The sequence below is a fragment of the Youhaiella tibetensis genome (assembly GCF_008000755.1).
Taxonomy (GTDB): domain Bacteria; phylum Pseudomonadota; class Alphaproteobacteria; order Rhizobiales; family Devosiaceae; genus Paradevosia; species Paradevosia tibetensis.
Window position 1 is genome coordinate 454,195 of record NZ_CP041690.1, and the last position, 14,872, is coordinate 469,066.

Annotated in this window: 13 protein-coding genes; all 13 read left to right on the plus strand. The window is 67.1% G+C overall.

Translation table 11 applies throughout. The features are described from left to right. The first annotated feature begins 163 nt into the window (after nt 1-163). The 13 genes from FNA67_RS02305 to cysG all read left to right on the plus strand — a co-directional run bounded on the left by FNA67_RS02305 (nt 164) and on the right by cysG (nt 14,851). A complete protein-coding gene (locus FNA67_RS02305; RefSeq protein ID WP_049707544.1) occupies nt 164-1,321 on the plus strand; it encodes a mandelate racemase/muconate lactonizing enzyme family protein in 1,158 nt (385 codons plus the stop codon). Nucleotides 1,322-1,330: 9 nt separating this feature from the next. Continuing rightward, on the plus strand, nt 1,331-2,068 hold the full coding sequence (locus FNA67_RS02310; RefSeq protein WP_049707545.1) for a GntR family transcriptional regulator: 738 nt from the start codon (nt 1,331-1,333) through the stop codon (nt 2,066-2,068). A 30-nt stretch (nt 2,069-2,098) separates the two neighbouring features. Next, the gene (locus FNA67_RS02315; RefSeq protein ID WP_147654911.1) at nt 2,099-3,403 is read left to right on the plus strand and encodes an ABC transporter substrate-binding protein; all 1,305 of its coding nucleotides are present in this window, start codon (nt 2,099-2,101) and stop codon (nt 3,401-3,403) included. Nucleotides 3,404-3,472: 69 nt separating this feature from the next. After that, the gene (locus tag FNA67_RS02320; RefSeq protein WP_170267182.1) at nt 3,473-4,330 is read left to right on the plus strand and encodes a carbohydrate ABC transporter permease; all 858 of its coding nucleotides are present in this window, start codon (nt 3,473-3,475) and stop codon (nt 4,328-4,330) included. A gap of 3 nt (nt 4,331-4,333) precedes the next feature. Beyond that, nucleotides 4,334-5,218, plus strand: coding sequence for a carbohydrate ABC transporter permease (locus tag FNA67_RS02325; RefSeq protein ID WP_049707548.1), 885 nt, complete (start codon nt 4,334-4,336; stop codon nt 5,216-5,218). A 32-nt stretch (nt 5,219-5,250) separates the two neighbouring features. Beyond that, nucleotides 5,251-5,709 carry a GlcG/HbpS family heme-binding protein gene (locus tag FNA67_RS02330; protein WP_147654913.1) on the plus strand — a complete coding sequence of 153 codons (459 nt, stop codon included), beginning with the start codon at nt 5,251-5,253 and terminating at the stop codon, nt 5,707-5,709. A gap of 3 nt (nt 5,710-5,712) precedes the next feature. Further along, nucleotides 5,713-7,416, plus strand: a complete 1,704-nt coding sequence (locus tag FNA67_RS02335; protein ID WP_147654914.1) for a GMC family oxidoreductase — start codon at nt 5,713-5,715, stop codon at nt 7,414-7,416. A gap of 114 nt (nt 7,417-7,530) precedes the next feature. Then, on the plus strand, nt 7,531-8,118 hold the full coding sequence (locus FNA67_RS02340) for an ANTAR domain-containing response regulator (protein ID WP_147654915.1): 588 nt from the start codon (nt 7,531-7,533) through the stop codon (nt 8,116-8,118). Between the two features lie 10 nt (nt 8,119-8,128). Further along, the gene (locus FNA67_RS02345) at nt 8,129-9,349 is read left to right on the plus strand and encodes a CmpA/NrtA family ABC transporter substrate-binding protein (RefSeq protein ID WP_147654916.1); all 1,221 of its coding nucleotides are present in this window, start codon (nt 8,129-8,131) and stop codon (nt 9,347-9,349) included. 325 nt (nt 9,350-9,674) lie between these two features. Then, the gene (nirB, locus tag FNA67_RS02350; protein WP_147654917.1) at nt 9,675-12,119 is read left to right on the plus strand and encodes a nitrite reductase large subunit NirB; all 2,445 of its coding nucleotides are present in this window, start codon (nt 9,675-9,677) and stop codon (nt 12,117-12,119) included. A 14-nt stretch (nt 12,120-12,133) separates the two neighbouring features. After that, on the plus strand, nt 12,134-12,475 hold the full coding sequence (gene nirD / locus FNA67_RS02355) for a nitrite reductase small subunit NirD (RefSeq protein WP_147658118.1): 342 nt from the start codon (nt 12,134-12,136) through the stop codon (nt 12,473-12,475). A 34-nt stretch (nt 12,476-12,509) separates the two neighbouring features. Next, nucleotides 12,510-13,364, plus strand: coding sequence for a formate/nitrite transporter family protein (locus FNA67_RS02360; protein WP_147654918.1), 855 nt, complete (start codon nt 12,510-12,512; stop codon nt 13,362-13,364). Nucleotides 13,365-13,390: 26 nt separating this feature from the next. Next, nucleotides 13,391-14,851 carry a siroheme synthase CysG gene (gene cysG / locus FNA67_RS02365; protein ID WP_147654919.1) on the plus strand — a complete coding sequence of 487 codons (1,461 nt, stop codon included), beginning with the start codon at nt 13,391-13,393 and terminating at the stop codon, nt 14,849-14,851. Nucleotides 14,852-14,872: the final 21 nt, after the last annotated feature.

Consider the following 14,872-nt stretch of genomic DNA (forward strand, 5'->3'; position numbering starts at 1 on the left):
TGCCGCCAATCGATAAAATTTGAAAACATTCAGGCCTGTTCGCCCGGAAAATTCTCCGTGGCGGCGCCTTGAAGGCGCCTGCATTACAGACCCTCAAACAGCTGCTTGACACGACCCTCGCGTGTTCCATATAGACTATAATTTATAAATTATAGGAACAGCGATGAAACTGACGCGCCTCACTGCGGTACCCCTTCAAGCCACCTTTGCGGACATCTATGGCGGTGCCGACAAGGTGCCAGCCCACATTCGCACGCCTGCGGCGCACTTCCTCAATATCCCCAGGCTCGGCCAGTTCCTGACCATGGTCATAGCCGAAAGCGACGACGGTGTTGTCGGCTACGGAGAGTGCTTCGGCCTGCCGCATCCGCTGGCGGCGGCCAGTCTGGTCAATCATGTCGTGGCACCTGCCGTCCTCGGCATGGAAATCACCGATCCCGCCGAGATGACCCGGGCGCTGCACGACTACTTCTTTGCCATGGGGCATACGCGCGGCCCGGCCATGGAGGCCCTGAGCGGGGTCGATATCGCGCTCTGGGATCTCAAGGCCCGCGCCGCAGGGCTGCCGCTGGCCACGCTTCTGGGCGGAACGCCCGGACCGGTCGCGACCTATGTGAGCCCCATTCCGTTCCGTGCCACGGCGGACGAGACCTTTGCCGACGCCAAGGCCTATGTCGAGCAGGGCTATGTCGCCTTCAAGCTCAAGGTCGGCCGCGGCGTCAAGACCGACCTGACCCATATCGAGGCGGCGCGCGCCGCCGTCGGCAGCATGCCGCTCTACCTGGACGCCAACTGCGGCTATGACGTTGCGACCGCGATCGCACTGGCCAAGGAGCTCAAGCAGCACGATATCGGCTGGCTCGAAGAACCCGTGCCACCCGATGCGCCCGAGGCGCTGGCCGAGGTCCGGCGCCATTCCCCCGTGCCAATCGCGGCGGGCGAGAACGAATTCGCCATCGGCGCCTACCGGCAACTGCTCGCCGCCGATGCGGTCGACATCCTCCAGTGCAATATCGGGCGCTGCGGCGGCGTCTCGGGCATGATGGCGGTGGGCGAGCTTTGCGCCGAACGCGGCCTCACCATGGCGCCGCACGGAGTGGGCGGGTGCGCCAACGTGGCGGCCTCGGTCCATGTCGGCCGCGCCGCAAAAGGCTTCCACTCCTACGAGGCTAACCGGCTTCTCAATCCCCTGCGCGACCAGATGGGCATCGAGCCCACGGCCCTGGTCGAGGGCTCACTTGTTGCATCCGATCGGGTAGGCCACGGTGGCGAACCCGACATGCAAAAGCTCCAGCGCTACCGGCTGGACGCAGCGGCCTAGGAGAAACGGATGCACGAAAACGACCCAATCGTAATGCTCGTGGGCGAGCCCGGCGCTACCCTGGCGGAGAACGTCCGCCTGACCCTGATCGACCTGATCATGAAGGGGGTCTATGACGAGGGTGCGCGTCTCTATCCCGAGCGCCTCGCAGAGCAGCTCGGCGTCTCGATGACACCGGTGCGCGAGGCCCTGATGCAGCTGGCTGCCGACGGGTTCGTCGAAGGCGTGCAGCGGCGCGGCTTCCACGTGAGGACGCCCGACCCCCGGCAGGTGACCAATCTCTGGCAGGTGCGACAGGGGCTCGAACTCACCGCGGGCGAACTGGCGATCGCACGGCGCAAGGCCAACCTCGTGAGCGATGCCGACATCGAATACCTGGCAGGCCTCCAGCGTCAGCAGGAAGCTTCCGAGACGCTCGCCAACCATCTCCAGAAACTCGACCTCAACGGTCGGCTGCACACGCGGATCGTAGAACTGAGCGGCAACGAGGTGCTGGTCTCGCTCTACCAGAGCATCCGCACCAAGGTGGCCGGCTCGCTCGTCCAACGGGGCCTGAATACCTGGCGCGGCCGGCTGGAGGCCGAAAGCGCCGAGCACTGGGGCCTGATCAACGCCATTCGCGACGCCGATTTCGTCGCTTTCGACCGGGCGACGCGCAAACACCTTGCGCGCTCGCTCAAGGATGCACTTGCGGATCTCGAGGCGCGGAGGGCGCACGCCGCAATCGTGCAGGACAGGAGCGCCTGACCGGCGCCCGACTATTGGAGGAGGAAACCAATGAAGACGACCCGCAGGCTGGCAATGGCCCTGGCGGCATCGATGCTCAGTATCACCCTGGCTTCGGTGGCGCTCGCGCAGGACACCACGATAAGGATGTGGACGTTCCTAAACCCCGCGGGTACGGCGCCGCGTGAGGTCGCGCTGGCCAAGATCATCGCCAATTTTGAAGCGGCCAATCCGGGGACCAAGATCCTGGTCGAGCCGCAGGTCTGGGACCAGATGACGCCCAAGTTCCTGGCTGCCCACGCCAACGGCAACGCCCCTGACGTGATCTGGGTCGTCACCGACTTCCTGGGCGACGCCATCCGTTCCGGCTCGCTCGCCGACCTCAACGAGCTCTTCATCAAGGATTGGTCCCCCGAGCGCATCGCCGACAATGCCGGCGCCTATTGGGACCTGACCAATGTCGATGGCAAGCAGCACGCCATCTTCGTGTCGCGAAACTACATCTCGCTGATGTATCGCAAGGACCTGCTCGACGCGGCCGGCATCGACCCCAACAGCTTCAAGACCTGGGACGAATTCCGCGACGCGGCCAAGAAGCTCACCGTCACCGACGCTTCGGGCAACGTCACCCGCTATGGCTTCGCCGTCGGACTTTCCGAACAGCAGGCCGACCCCTCGCCGGTCATCCCCCAGATTCTCGCCGCGGGCGAGAGCCCGTTCAAGGCGGACGGCAAGGCCAATTTCGCCAGTCCGACCGGGGTTGCGGCAATGACGTTCCTTACGGACCTCATCACCAAGGACAAGGTGTCTCCCGCCGAATCCGTGTCCTGGACGGTGGACGACCTCTTCGAGCAGTTCGCCGCCGACCGCGTGGCCATGGTCCAGGGACCTGCCGTGCGCGTTTCGACCCTCCAGGCCAAGCTGGGCAAGGACAAGGTCGGTCTCGCCTTCTGGCCGGGAAACGGCACGGTCGAGCACTCCCCCGCCGTCATGGCCGGCTGGGCCGTGGGCGTCTGGTCGGGCAGCCAGCACAAGCAGGAAGCCGGCCAGTTTGTCCAATATATGCTCGGGCCCGATGGCGATCCGATCTGGGTCCAGGACGGCGGCCAGGTCCCCGGCCTCCTGTCGACCCTGGGCAAGATGCAGGATTTCATCGCCCAGCCGGGCAATGAATATCTCAGCGTCGCTGCCGAAGGCGCCTCCAAGTATGGCTGGCTGACCCCGATCGACTTCTCCGTGGGTGGCTATCGCCAGGCTCTCAACAAGGCAGCCCAGCGCATCCTGGTGGACGGGGTGCCGGTCGAACAGGCCCTCAAGGACGCCGAAGACGAGTTCAATCGCCAGAATAACCGCTGACGTGTCGATCCCGGTGCGCGCTCCCCCATGGCGCGCACCATTCCTGCAAGACCAATTATGGGCGTTGCCATGCAATCCCGGCTCTTATCCCTGACCTATGTATTGCCGGCGCTGGCGGTGATGACACTGGTTCTGTTTTCGCCAGTCTTCTACGGCTTCTGGTTCAGCCTGTTCCGCATCCAGTACGGTGCGACGACCGACTTCATCGGGCTGGGGAACTACGCGCGCCTGCTCTCGGACCCGGCCCTGGGCGCCACGCTCTGGCGCACGGTGATCTTTACCCTCAGCTCGGTGGCCCTGACCACGAGCATCGCGCTGGCGCTCGCGGTCTGGATCCATTCGATCAAGGGCCCCGGCGGATTCGTGGCGCAGATGGTGGTGATCCTCCCCTGGATCATCTCGACCGTGGTCGCCACGCTGCTTTTCCGCTGGGTCTTCCTCAACGATATCGGGCTGGCGCTCTCGCTGGCGCGCACCTTCGGCTTCCCCGACATCCACCCGCTCAACGACCCCAACGGGGCCATGGGTTTCCTGATTGCCGTCTCGGTGTGGAAACGCATCGGCTATGCGCTCATCATCCTCCTGGCCGGCCTCAAGGGCATCCCGGAGGATTACAACGAGGCCGCCCGCATCGACGGAGCGACCGACTGGCAGATATTCCGCACCATCACGCTGCCGCTCCTCAAGACCCCGCTGCTCCTCGTCACCATCGTCCTGACGCTCAGCACGGTCAACACCGTCGAGACCCCGCTCGTGCTCACCGGCGGCGGCCCCGGCTCGGCAACCCGCATCCTGCCCATGGACGTGTTCGACCGCGCCTTCATCAACTACGACCTCGGCTCGGCCAGCTCGCTCGCCGTCCTCATGTTCGCGGGCAATGTGCTGCTGGTCCTGGCCTATGTCCGCCTCTCGAAGTGGAAAGTCTAGCCCATGGCCATCTCCTCAGAAGCGCCGGTGGCGGCCCGCTCCTCCGCCCCGCGAGTGCACCTGCCTCCGCTTTCCGCCGTCGCGATCACCCTGCTCTTCGGCGTGCTGTGCATCCTTAATCTGGTGCCGGTGGTGTGGGGCATCCTCACCTCGCTCAAGTCCGAGCCCGATCTTTTCCGCTACCCGCCCACCATCTTCGACTTCACGCCGACGCTCGAGAACTACGAGCGGGTGATCGCCAGCGGCTTCCTGGGCAATATGCAGGTGACCGTGCTCTATGCGCTCGGCACGGTGGTGGCGACGCTGACCCTGGCGCTGCCGGCGGCCTATGCCTTCGACCGCTTCGTCTTCCCGTTCCGGCGCACCCTGCTGCTGCTGGTCGTGGCGTCGATCCCGCTCTCGCTGGGCGCTGCGGCGCTCCTCATCCCCAACTACATCTATTTCACCCGCCTGGGCCTCACCAACGCCTGGTTCACCCTGCCGCTGATCTACACCGCCAACCAGTTGCCGATGGCGATCTGGATCATCAAGGGCACCATCGAGACCATCCCGCGCGAGCTGGACGAGGCGGCCGTGATGGACGGCACCACCCGGCCGGGAATCCTCGTGCGCATCATCCTGCCGCTCTCGCGCCCGGCGCTGGGCGCGGCCGGCGTGCTGGCCTTCGTGGGCGCCTGGAACGAGTTCGTGGCGAGCTCGGTGATGGTGGACAACCCCGCGCTCCGCCCGCTCCAGCCCGCCATCTACAACTTCATCGGCTATTTCGGCCGCGAATGGGGTCCGCTCACCGCCGCCGCGATGCTGGGCATCCTTCCCATCCTCGTCATCTTCGTCGTCCTTGGACGGCAGATCGTCTCGGGCCTGACCAGCGGTTCGGTCAAGGGCTGAGGCGGGACCATCCAGTTACTCGGAGTAGGGCAGTGCTCACCAAACTCAGCATCGACAACGCCACGGCCGAGGCCGTCATCGCGGCGGCCAGCGAACGGGCCACGGCCATGGGCGTGCCGCAGAACATCGCCGTCGTCGATGAAGCCGGTCACCTCGTCGCCTTCCGGCGCATGGACGGCGCCAAGTTCTTCTCGATCGAGATCGCCATCACCAAGGCCTTCGCTGCGGCAGGGACCCGCAAGGCCACCCGGGACATCGGCCCCGCCACCCAGCCTGGCCAGCCCGGCTTCGGCGCGCAGGCGCTTGTCGGCGGCCGCTTCACCACCCTGCCGGGCGGCATCCCGCTCGAGGCCGGCGGCGCCGTCGTCGGCGCGGTGGGGGTGAGCTCGGGCTCGACCGCCCAGGACCAGGAGGTCGCCGAGGCGGCCGCCGCCTATTTCAGTTCCCGCTGGGGCGCCGGAGCCCCTGTCGCGGACAGCCAGAAAGACTGACCAATGTTCGACTACATCATCGTCGGGGGCGGCAGCGCCGGGTGCGTGCTGGCCAATCGCCTCTCCGCCAACCCTTCGCTCAAGGTCCTGCTCATCGAGGCCGGGCGCGATCTCAAGCCGGGAGAGGAAGGCGAGGCCATCCGCGACACCTACCCGGGCAAGGCGGCCCACGATCCGGCCAACCACTGGCAGGGCCTGAAGGCCTGGACGCAGCCCAACCATCACAACAACCCCAACCGCCCCGCGCCCAAGAAATACGAGCAGGCCAAGCTCATGGGCGGCGGCTCGAGCATCAACGGCCAGATCGCCAACCGTGGCACGCCGGACGACTATGAGGAATGGGCACGGCTCGGCTGCGAGGGCTGGGACTGGGCGGGCGTGCTGCCCTTCTTCAAGCGCCTCGAAAACGACCTCGATTTCGATGGGCCGCTCCACGGCAAATCCGGCCCCATCCCCATCTACCGCATCCCGCGCGAAAAATGGCCGGCGCTTTCGCTCGCCGCCGAGCGCGCCATGACCGAAATCGGCTACGAGGGACTGGAGGACCAGAACGGCGCCGCCTTCGGGGACGGTCACTTCCCCATGTCGCTCTCCAACAATCGCGGCCTGCACCGCGTCTCGACGGCGATGGGCTATCTCGATGCCGCGACGCGCGCACGGCCCAACCTCACCATCCTCGCTGACACCCACGTGCTCCAGCTCGTCATCTCCGGCACCACGGTCACCGGCGTTCGGGTCGAGCGGGCGGGCAAGGAGGAACTCATCGCGGCCAGGGAAGTGGTGGTCTCCTCGGGCGCGCTCCATTCGCCGGCCCTGCTGATGCGCTCGGGCATCGGGCCCGCAGTGGCGCTGCGCAAGGTCGGAACGGAGGTCGTCATCGACCTCCCGGGCGTCGGCGCGAACCTGCAGGAGCACCCCGGCACCTCGCTCTCGGCCTATATCAAGCCCGGGGCCCGTCTCAAGCACACGCGCCGCCACATTCACCTCGGGCTGCGGTACAGTTCGGGCGTTGAGGGATGCGGTCCCTCCGACATGTTCATGATGCTGGCGGCCAAATCGGCCTGGCACCCGCTGGGCATCCGCATCGCCTCGATGCTCGGCTGGATCAACAAGGCGGAGTCGCGCGGTCACGTGGAACTGGTGAGCTCGGACCCGCGCGTCGAGCCGCTGGTCGATCTCAACTACCTCAGCGACAGCCGCGACCTGCAGCGCCTGGTCGGCGCCATCCACCTGATGGCCCGCATCTACGCGGCCGACGCCATGAAGCAATATCTCGAACTGCCCAGCCCTTCGAGCTACACCGGCTTTGCCAAGTCGCTCGGCCGGCAGACGCTGCGCAACTTCATCATCACCGCCCCGGTGGCGGCGGTGATCGACATCCTGCCGCCGGCCCGCCGGGTGTTCTTCGATGTCGCAGTGGCGACCGGCATGACGCTCAGGCAATTGCTCACCGACCAGGACATGATCGAGGACTACGTCAAGGCCAACGCCTTCGGCCAATGGCACGTCTGCGGCACCTGCAGGATGGGGCCGGGCGACGATCGCGACGCGGTTGTCGACCCGCGCAGTGCGCGGGTGCACGGTATCGAGGGCCTGCGCGTCGCCGATGCCTCGATCATGCCGACGGCGCCCCGCGCCAACCTCAATATTCCCACGATCATGGTGGCCGAGAAGGTCGCCGACCTGATCCTTTCCCAGCACGCTTGACGGTAGGGCGCTGCCCGGCGCCCGCCATCGTCCATGGGGTGGCGAACGCCCATTCGCCACCGCCGTGCCGGGCTCGGCAATTGCCCGCTGGAAGATTTCGGGCAATAAGACGCCATGCCCGACACGCTTTCGATCCTCGTTATCGATGACAACGCCATTCGCGCTTCGATCATCGAGGCGGGGTTGCGGGAGGCCGGGCATGATCGGGTGCGGGTGATTACCGAGATCGATGACGTCGCCGGCCAGATCGGCGCCATCGCGCCCGACGTGGTCATCATCGACCTCGAAAATCCGAACCGCGACGTGCTCGAGCACTTCTTTTCGCTTTCGCGCAGCCTCAAGCGCCCCATCGCCATGTTCGTGGACAAGGCCGACCTCAGTTCCATCGAGGCCGCGGTGGATGCCGGGGTCTCGGCCTATGTCGTCGATGGCCTGCGCAAGGATCGCGTCAAACCCATCCTGGACATGGCGATCCTGCGTTTCCGCGCCTTTTCGCGCATGCAGGAAGAACTCGAAGCCGCCCGTTCCGAGCTTCAGGGCCGCAAGATCATCGACAAGGCCAAGGGCATTCTGATGCGCACGCGCGGCGTTTCCGAAGAGGAAGCCTATGCGCTGCTGCGCACGACGGCGATGAACCAGAACCGCAAGATTGCCGAGATCGCCCAGAGCCTGGTGACGGCGGCCGAATTGTTGGGGTCATAGGAGAGCGCGCATGGGGCTGACCAAGATCACCGTGGGTTTCGTGCCCCTGCTCGACAGCGCCGTGCTGGTGGCCGCCCAGGAAATGGGCTTTGCCGAAGCCGAAGGGCTGACCCTCAAGCTCGTGCGTGAAAGTTCCTGGGCCAATATCCGCGACCGGGTCGCCATCGGTCACTTCGACGCCGCCCACATGCTCGGGCCGATGCCGCTCAGCGCCAACCTGGGCCTGACGCCTCTCGACGTACCGCTGATCGCGCCGATGGCGCTGGGGCTGGGGGGCAATGCCATAACCGTCTCCAACGCGCTCTGGGAGCAGATGCTGGCCGCCGGCGCGCCCTCGGACGGTTCCGCCCGGGGCACCGGGGAGGCGCTGCGCCGGGTCGTCGCCGAGCGTGCCGAACAGAACCTGCCCAGCCTGCGCTTCGGCGTGGTGCACCGCGAGAGCGGGCACAATTACGAACTGCGTTACTGGCTGGCGGCCTCCGGCATCGACCCGGACCGGGATGTCGAAATCCTCATCGTGCCGCCGCCCTTCCAGCCCGATGCCCTGGCGGCGCGCCGCACCGACGCCTATTGCGTGGGCGAGCCGTTCAACTCGGTGGCCGTGGCCCGCGGCATCGGCCGCGTCGTCACCACCAAGTCGGCCATCTGGCGCCTGAGCCCGGAAAAGGTGCTCGGCACCCGCGCCCAATGGGCCAACCGCTACCCCGAGCAGCTGGCCGCCCTCATCCGCGCGCTGACCCGCGCCGCCCGATGGTGCGGAGACCCGGACAACCTGCCGACCCTGGCCGAGATCCTTGCCCGCGACGACCGCCTGGGATTGCCGGCCGACCTCCTGCTGCGCCCGCTATCCGGGCGCCTGCTCTTCGGGCCCGGCGAGGAGCATGAGGTCAAGGAGTTCTTCGTGCCCTTCCAGCGCGCGGCGAACTTCCCCTGGATCAGCCATGCCATGTGGTTCTATTCCCAGATGGTGCGCTGGGGGCAGGTCGAGCACACGCCCGAGAACGCCGCCAAGGCCCGGGCGAGCTATCGGCCCGACCTCTTCCGCGCCGCCCTCGCCGGCCAGGGGATCGCCGTGCCCTCCGCCAATGCCAAGGTCGAGGGCGCGCTGAGCGAGCCCACCGTGGTGGGCGCCGCCGGCGGCACGCTCACGCTGGGGCCCGATGGCTTCTTCGACGGGACGCGCTTCGACCCCGACAAACTCGATGACTACATTATGAGCCAAAAGCAATAATGCGCATAATATAGGCAGTTTGCTGCCCGCTTGGGCGCTGCCGACCGGCCCTGCCGATAAGGGCGATCACGGCCCGATCCCTCTATCGCATTGAGAAGAAATGGAATTGTTCCCGGCGCTGCATCTGGCACGCTTCCTGCAATGCTGATTGCGAGCGCTCAGGCGCAATGACATTCCGGCGTCCAATGGCGGGCGCCGACACATCTGGCAACGCCGCCAACCATCAAGACTGTCTCTCCCCGAGGGGAGGACGGGTCGTGACGGTTGGCGGCGTTTTCGTTTTTGGCCCGCGGACAGGCTCCGCACCAGGAGAGCACACGATCACATGAGCGAAAAACTCGTCATCATCGGAGCGGGCATGGCCTCCGGGCGCATGCTCGACCATCTCTTCGAAACCGCCCACGATTTCGAGGTGACCCTGTTCGGCGCCGAGCCGCGCGGCAACTACAACCGCATCATGCTCTCCCCGGTCCTGGCGGGCGAGAAGCGCTACGAGGACATCGTCACCCATGACGCCGCCTGGTATGCGGCCAACGGGGTCGACTGCCGCTTCGGGCATGCGGTGACCAAGATCGACCGGCACGCCAGGACGGTGTTCGCCAACGGCGTCGAGACGCCCTACGACAAGCTGGTCATCGCCACCGGCTCCGCTCCCTTCATCCTGCCCGTCGCCGGCCGCGACCTGCCCGGCGTCCACGCTTTCCGCGACCTCGACGACGTGGAGGCGATGCTCGCGATCGCGGCTCGACCGGGCGCGCGTGTCGTCGTCATCGGTGGCGGACTTCTGGGCCTCGAGGCCGCGGCAGCCCTGCGCGGGCGCGGCATGAACGTGGTGGTGCTGCACCTTGCCGGCCACCTGATGGAGCGCCAGCTCGATCCCGCCGCCGGCTACCTGCTCGAACGCGAACTGACCGGCCGCGGCATCAAGGTGCAGTGCCGCGCCCAGACCAAGGCCATCCTGGGGCGCGACCGCGTCGAGGCGGTGCTGCTCGAAGACGGCACCATCCATGAGGCCGACCTGGTGGTGATGGCCGCCGGCATCCGGCCCGAGACGCGGCTGGCCACCGACGCCGGCATCGAGGTGCAGCGCGGCGTCGTGGTCGACGACGCCATGCGCACTTCGGACCCCGATATCCTGGCGCTGGGCGAATGCGCCGAGCATGCCGGCGCCGTCTACGGCCTCGTCGCGCCGCTCTACGACATGGCCCGGGTAGCGGCCAGGACGCTCGTGGGCGAGACGGCCGGCTTTGTCGCCCCCAAGACCGCCACCCAGCTCAAGGTCACCGGCGTCAGTCTCTATTCGGCCGGCGATTTCGGCGAGGGCGAGGGGCGCGAGGAAATCGTCCTGCGCAATGCCGCCTCGGGCATCTACAAGCGCGTGGTGCTGGCCGGCAACCAGGTGGTGGGCACGGTGCTCTACGGCGAAACCGGCGACGGCGCCTGGTTCTTCGATCTCATCAAGCGCGGTACCGACGTCTCGCAGATGCGCGACACCCTGATCTACGGCCAGTCCTATGGCGGCGATGCCCTCGCCGATCCCCTGGCCGCCGTCACCGCGCTGCCGGCCGATGCGGAAATCTGCGGCTGCAACGGCGTGTGCAAGGGCAGGATCACCGATGCGATCGCGGCCAAGGGGTTGACCTCGCTCGACGACGTGCGCGCCCACACCAAGGCCTCGGCCTCGTGCGGCTCGTGCACGGGCCTGGTCGAGAAGCTGCTGATGGCGACGCTGGGCGACGCCTATAACCCCGCCGCCATCCAGCCCATGTGCCAATGCACGGACCTCGGCCATGACGAAGTGCGGCGCCTCATCGTGGCGCAGGAGCTCAAGTCCATTCCCGCCGTGATGCAGGAGCTGGGCTGGAAGACTTCGTGCGGCTGCGCCAAGTGCCGGCCGGCGCTCAACTATTACCTTATCGCCTCCTGGCCGGGCCAGTACGAGGACGATGGACAGTCCCGCTTCATCAACGAGCGCGTGCACGCCAACATCCAGAAAGACGGCACCTATTCGGTGGTGCCGCGCATGTTCGGCGGCATCACCAATGCCCGGGAATTGCGCGCCATAGCCGATGTCGCCGACAAGTTCGAAATTCCCACCATCAAGGTCACCGGCGGCCAGCGCATCGACCTGCTCGGCATCCGCAAGGAAGACCTGCCCGCCGTCTGGGCCGACCTCAATGCCGCCGGCATGGTGTCGGGCGCCGCCTACGCCAAGGGCTTGCGCACGGTCAAGACCTGCGTCGGCTCGGACTGGTGCCGGTTTGGCACCCAGGATTCGACCGGGCTCGGCATCAGGATCGAAAAGTTCATGTGGGGCTCCTGGACGCCCGCCAAGCTCAAGCTCGCCGTCTCCGGCTGCCCGCGCAACTGCGCCGAGGCGACCTGCAAGGATATCGGCGTCGTCTGCGTGGAATCGGGATACGAGATCCACTTCGGGGGCGCGGCGGGGCTCGAAATCCGCGGCACCGAAATCCTCTGCCATGCCGGCACGGAAGACGAGACCATCGAGATCATCGCCGCCCTCACCCAGCTCTACCGCGAGCAGGGCCGCTATCTCGAGCGCATCCACAAGTGGATGAAGCGTGTCGGCATTGCCTCGATCAAGGCGGCGGTGGTGGAGGATCCGGCGCGGCGCCGCCAGCTCTACGAGCGCTTCGTCCATTCCCAGCAGTTCGCCCAGGTCGACCCGTGGGAGGAGCGCGTCAACGGCAAGGACGCGCACGAATTCGCGGCCATGGCCGAGTTCGCCATGCTCGAGGCGGCGGAGTGAGCGCCATGACCGAGATGAGCACCATCACCTGGATCGAGATCGGCGCGCTCGCCGACATTCCCCGCCGCGGCGCGCGCTGCATCACCACGCCCATGGGCCGCGTCGCCGTCTTCCGCACCGCCGCCGACGAGGTGTTCGCCATCGACGACAGGTGCCCCCACAGGGGTGGGCCCCTCAGCCAGGGCATCGTCCACGGCGCCCAGGTCACCTGCCCGCTGCACAACTGGGTGTTCTCGCTCGAAACCGGCCAGGCCCAGGGCGCCGACGAGGGTGCGGTGCGCACCTATCCCATGCGCACCCAGGACGGCCGGCTCTTCATCGACGCATCCACGCTTCTGGCGGCCACCGCCGCCTGATCCCTCAACACACGACAAACCCAGGAGACTTCCAATGGCCTATGTTGCCCCCAAGGAATTCGTGACCAAGATGGTCGACGCCGGCGAGGCCAAGATCTTCATGTCCACCCGCGACACGCTGATCCGCGCCTTCATGGCCGGCGCCATCCTGGCGCTGGCGGCCGCCTTTGCCATCACCATCAACGTACAGACGGGCCAGCCGCTGCTCGGCGCCGTGCTGTTTCCGGTCGGCTTCTGCCTCCTCTACCTGATGGGGTTCGACCTGCTGACCGGGGTCTTCACGCTCTCCCCGCTCGCCCTGATCGACCGCCGGCCCGGCGTGACGCTGGGCGGGGTGCTGCGCAACTGGGGCCTGGTCTTTACCGGCAATTTCGCCGGCGCGCTGCTGGTCGCCCTGATGATGGCGGTGATCGTGACCTTCGGCTTCACCCAGGCGCCCGACGCGGTGGGCGAGAAGATCGGCCATATCGGGGAGGGCCGCACCCTCGGCTACGCCGCCCACGGCGCCGCCGGCATGCTGACGCTCTTCATCCGCGGCGTGCTCTGCAACTGGATGGTCTCGACCGGCGTCGTCGCGGCCATGATGTCCACCACCGTCCCGGGCAAGGTCATCGGCATGTGGATGCCGATCATGCTCTTCTTCTACATGGGCTTCGAGCACTCGGTGGTGAACATGTTCCTGTTCCCCTCGAGCCTCATGCTCGGCGGCAACTTCTCCATCATGGACTACCTGATCTGGAATGAGATCCCGACCGTCGCCGGCAACCTCGTCGGTGGCCTGACCTTCGTCGGCCTCACCCTTTACGCCACCCACTCGCGCACGGCTCCGGCACGCACCCCCGCCGTCGCCCGCGGCACCGACAACGTCGTTCCCGTCGCTGCCGAATAACCATCGCAACCCGGGGAGACCGACAGATGCATATCGTGCCCGCGCCACGCGCCGAAACCGCTTCGCCCCGCATGGCCGACCTCGCCACGCTGCCGGTCTTCTTTACCCTCGCCGGCAGGCCCGTGCTGGTTGGCGGCGGCTCGGATGCCGCCGCCTGGAAGGCGGAACTGCTGGCGGCGGCCGGCGCGCGGGTCGCGGTCCATGCGTCAATGGCGGACTGCGAACCGCAAATGCTCGCGCTCATCAGCTCCGGTCGGGTCGAGCTTGTCCAGACGCACTGGCGCGATGCCGACTGGTCGGCGCTGGCCATGGCCGTCGCCGATTGCGAGGAGGCGGAGGCCCCGGCCTTCGCCGCCCATGGCAGGGCGGCGGGCGTGCCCGTCAACGTCATCGACAAGCCCGGCTTCTGCAGCTTCCAGTTCGGCTCGATCGTCAACCGCTCGCCCGTGGTCGTGGGTATTTCCACCACCGGGACGGCGCCCATTCTCGGCCAGGCGGTGCGCCGGCGCATCGAGACGCTGCTGCCCGCTTCCCTTGCGGGCTGGGGCGAGATCGCCAGGACCGTGCGCGGCAAGGTCGCGGCCCTGCTCGACCACGGCCCGCAACGCCGCGCCTTCTGGGAAAGGCTCTCCGACGCGGCCTTTGTCCAAACACCCTCGCCTGACGCCGTGACCCCCTGGCTTGCCGAAGCGGCGACGGCCAAGGCGGGCAAGGTGACCCTCGTGGGCGCCGGGCCGGGGGAGGCGGAATATCTCACGCTCAAGGCCGTGCGCGCCCTGCAGGCGGCCGATGTCATCCTTTTCGACGACCTGGTGTCGGACGAAGTCCTCGAACTCGCCCGGCGCGAGGCGGGACGCATCCTCGTGGGCAAGCGCGGCGGCCGGCCCAGCTGCAAGCAGCAGGATATCAATGCCATGATGATCGCGCTGGCGAAGCAAGGCCGGCACGTGGTGCGCCTCAAGTCCGGCGACCCCATGATCTTCGGGCGTGCCGGGGAGGAGATCGCGGCGCTCGAGGCGGCGAACATCCCGGTCGAGATAGTGCCCGGCATCAGCGCCGCCCTGGCGCTGGCGGCCTCGCTCGGGGTGCCGCTGACCCACCGGGATCATGCCCAGTCGGTGCGCTTCGTCACCGGCCACTCGCGCCACGGCGGCTTGCCGGAGACCCTGGACTGGCAAGCCCTCAGCGATCCGGCGACCACCCATGTCTACTACATGGCCGGCCGCAACGCCGCCGCCATCGCCCAAAGGCTTCTGGCCAGCGGCATGGCGCCGGGCACGCCGGTTGCCATCGCCAGCGACATCAGCCGCCCGGGCGAGACGATCACTCATCTCGACCTGGCGCAATTGTGCGCCGGCGCGGTGGCAATCGACCTGGGCAAGCCGGTGCTCCTCGTAACCGGCAACGTCCTGCGCCTCGCTACGGCAAGGACGAAGCGGTCTTCCGAGCGCGCCCCGGCGCCGGGCCTTACTTCTGCAGGGGCGTGACCGCGCGGCCGGCGACGTGGC

Bases quoted from the DNA above. Each gene is read 5' to 3' on its own strand.
- FNA67_RS02325 (WP_049707548.1), top strand. From the start codon at position 4,334: ATGGCCATCTCCTCAGAAGCGCCGGTGGCGGCCCGCTCCTCCGCCCCG.
- FNA67_RS02335 (WP_147654914.1), top strand. From the start codon at position 5,713: ATGTTCGACTACATCATCGTCGGGGGCGGCAGCGCCGGGTGCGTGCTG.
- nirB (WP_147654917.1), top strand. From the start codon at position 9,675: ATGAGCGAAAAACTCGTCATCATCGGAGCGGGCATGGCCTCCGGGCGC.
- nirD (WP_147658118.1), top strand. From the start codon at position 12,134: ATGAGCACCATCACCTGGATCGAGATCGGCGCGCTCGCCGACATTCCC.
- FNA67_RS02310 (WP_049707545.1), top strand. From the start codon at position 1,331: ATGCACGAAAACGACCCAATCGTAATGCTCGTGGGCGAGCCCGGCGCT.
- FNA67_RS02305 (WP_049707544.1), top strand. From the start codon at position 164: ATGAAACTGACGCGCCTCACTGCGGTACCCCTTCAAGCCACCTTTGCG.
- FNA67_RS02360 (WP_147654918.1), top strand. From the start codon at position 12,510: ATGGCCTATGTTGCCCCCAAGGAATTCGTGACCAAGATGGTCGACGCC.
- FNA67_RS02320 (WP_170267182.1), top strand. From the start codon at position 3,473: ATGCAATCCCGGCTCTTATCCCTGACCTATGTATTGCCGGCGCTGGCG.
- FNA67_RS02345 (WP_147654916.1), top strand. From the start codon at position 8,129: ATGGGGCTGACCAAGATCACCGTGGGTTTCGTGCCCCTGCTCGACAGC.
- FNA67_RS02340 (WP_147654915.1), top strand. From the start codon at position 7,531: ATGCCCGACACGCTTTCGATCCTCGTTATCGATGACAACGCCATTCGC.
- FNA67_RS02315 (WP_147654911.1), top strand. From the start codon at position 2,099: ATGAAGACGACCCGCAGGCTGGCAATGGCCCTGGCGGCATCGATGCTC.
- cysG (WP_147654919.1), top strand. From the start codon at position 13,391: ATGCATATCGTGCCCGCGCCACGCGCCGAAACCGCTTCGCCCCGCATG.